Raw genomic sequence first — 1,962 nt, 5'->3', positions numbered from 1 at the left:
ATCGCCGGCTGGTCGATCGCCGGCTGGTCGATCACCCGGCGGTCGATCACCCGGCGGCCAAACGCCGTCTGGTGCGGGCGGCCCGTCGGCGGCAGGATGCCACGCGACGACCCAACGACCTCGAACGGGAGCATCCGGCCCATGTTCTATCGCGGCGACCAGCCCCACGGCCTGCGCCACAACCCCTTCAACGCCATCGTCGTGCCGCGGCCGATCGGCTGGATCTCCACGATCGACGGCGAGGGCCGCCCCAACCTCGCGCCCTATTCCTTCTTCAACGGCGTCGCCTACACCCCGCCGCAGGTCATGTTCGCCTCGACCAGCGCCCATCAGCAGGGCGGCGGCTACAAGGACACGGTCGCCAACGCCCGCGACAGCGGCGAGTTCGTCGTCAACATCTGCACCTGGCCGCTGCGCGAGGCGATGAACATCACCGCCGCGCCCTCGCCCTTCGGCGTCAACGAGTTCGAGCTGGCCGGCCTGACCGCGGCCCCGTCCGAGCTGGTCCGGGCGCCGCGGGTGAAGGAGAGCCCGATCCATCTCGAATGCCGCTTCACCGCCGCCGTCGAGCTGGCGACCGCCGACCCGCGCCAGCCGAACACCGTCGTCTTCGGCGAGGTCATCGGCATCCATATCGACGATTCCGTCATCGTCGACGGGATGGTGGACTATTCCCGGGTCGAGCCGATCGGCCGCCTCGGCTACATGGACTACGTCAAGGTCGACAACGTCTTCTCGATCATGCGGCCGGGCTGGCCGATCGAGCCCAAGGGGTGAGCGCCGCCCCGGCCTAGCGGCCGCCCTCCCGGCCGGGCGGGCGGCCCGCCGCCATCGCCCACGGGGCGAGCATTGCGACCGCGGCCGCGGCGACGGCGAGCCCGACCAGGGCCAGCCGCAGGCTCGTCCATTCCGCCGCGAAGCCGACCAGCGGCGGCCCGGCCAGCGCCCCGCCATAGCCGAAGACCGCGACCATGGCGACGGCGGCGCCGGGCGCCACGCCGGGGATGCGGGCGGCCGCCCCGAACAGCAGCGGCACGACGTTGGCGAGCCCCAGTCCGGCCAGCCCGAAGGCGACGGGTGCGGCGACCGGGTGGGGCAGGGCGACCGCCGCGCCGAGCCCGGACGCGGCCAGCCCGGCGGAGACCGCCAGCGTCGGCGCGGCGCCGAAGCGGCCGGCGATCCGGTCGCCGGCCAGCCGGCCGCCGGTCATCGCCAGCGAGAAGGCGGCGTAGGCGGCGGCGCCCGCGGCCGGCCCGGTGCCGACCGTCTCCACCATGTAGACCGCGCACCAGTCGACGAGCGACCCCTCGGCGAGGAAGCCGAGCAGCGCCAGCAGCCCGAGGCGGAGGACCGGGCCCCGCGGCGGCACGGCCACGGCCGGCGCCGGCGGGCCGGCCGGCCGCGGCAGCCGCAGGAACGGGACGGCGCCGGCCGCGAGCGCGGTCAGCACCAGCGCCGCACCGCCCATCCCGGCCGCGGGGGTCGCCCCGGCGGCGGCGGCGCTGCCGGCGGCGGTCGCGCCCGCCAGCCCGCCCAGGCTGTAGAAGGCGTGGAAGGACGACATGATCGGCCGCCGCCAGGCCCGCTCGACCGCCGCGGCGTGGGTGTTCATGGCGACGTCGAGGCCGCCGTTGGCGGCGCCGAAGGCGAGGCAGGCGAGCATCAGCCAGCCCAGGCCCGGCGCCAGCGGCGGCAGCGCCAGCAGGCCGGCGAAGGCGAGGGCGAGCGTCGCCACGGTCGGCACGCCGCCGAGCCGCTGGATGGCGCGTCCGGTCGCCGGCATGGTCGCCACCGCGCCCGCCGCCAGCGCCAGGAGCGCCATGCCCAGCTCGCTCTCCGACAGGCCGAGCCCGGCCTTGAGCAGTGGAATGTGCGCCGCCCAGACCCCGAAGCCGGCGCCGTTGGCGAAGAAGACGAGGGCGGTCGCCCGGCGCGCGGCGACGGGCCGGGGGACGGGCCGGG

The 1,962-nt window shown here is 76.3% G+C and carries 2 protein-coding genes; one reads left to right on the top strand and one right to left on the bottom strand.

The window, feature by feature from the left end:
• The first annotated feature begins 141 nt into the window (after nucleotides 1-141).
• Nucleotides 142-777, top strand: a complete 636-nt coding sequence (locus tag ACE3Q3_RS23285; RefSeq protein ID WP_374450071.1) for a flavin reductase family protein — start codon at nucleotides 142-144, stop codon at nucleotides 775-777.
• A gap of 13 nt (nucleotides 778-790) precedes the next feature.
• On the opposite strand, the gene ACE3Q3_RS23280 is transcribed toward ACE3Q3_RS23285, so the two are convergent.
• On the bottom strand, nucleotides 791-1,962 hold a 1,172-nt coding region (locus tag ACE3Q3_RS23280), incomplete at its 5' end, for an MFS transporter (protein WP_374450069.1).

Origin of the sequence: Allostella sp. (assembly GCF_041913585.1) — a bacterium.
In the GTDB taxonomy this organism is placed as follows: Bacteria; Pseudomonadota; Alphaproteobacteria; order ATCC43930; family Allostellaceae; genus Allostella.
Note: the sequence above shows the minus strand (reverse complement) of the source record. Positions and strands in the feature narration are given on the sequence as shown.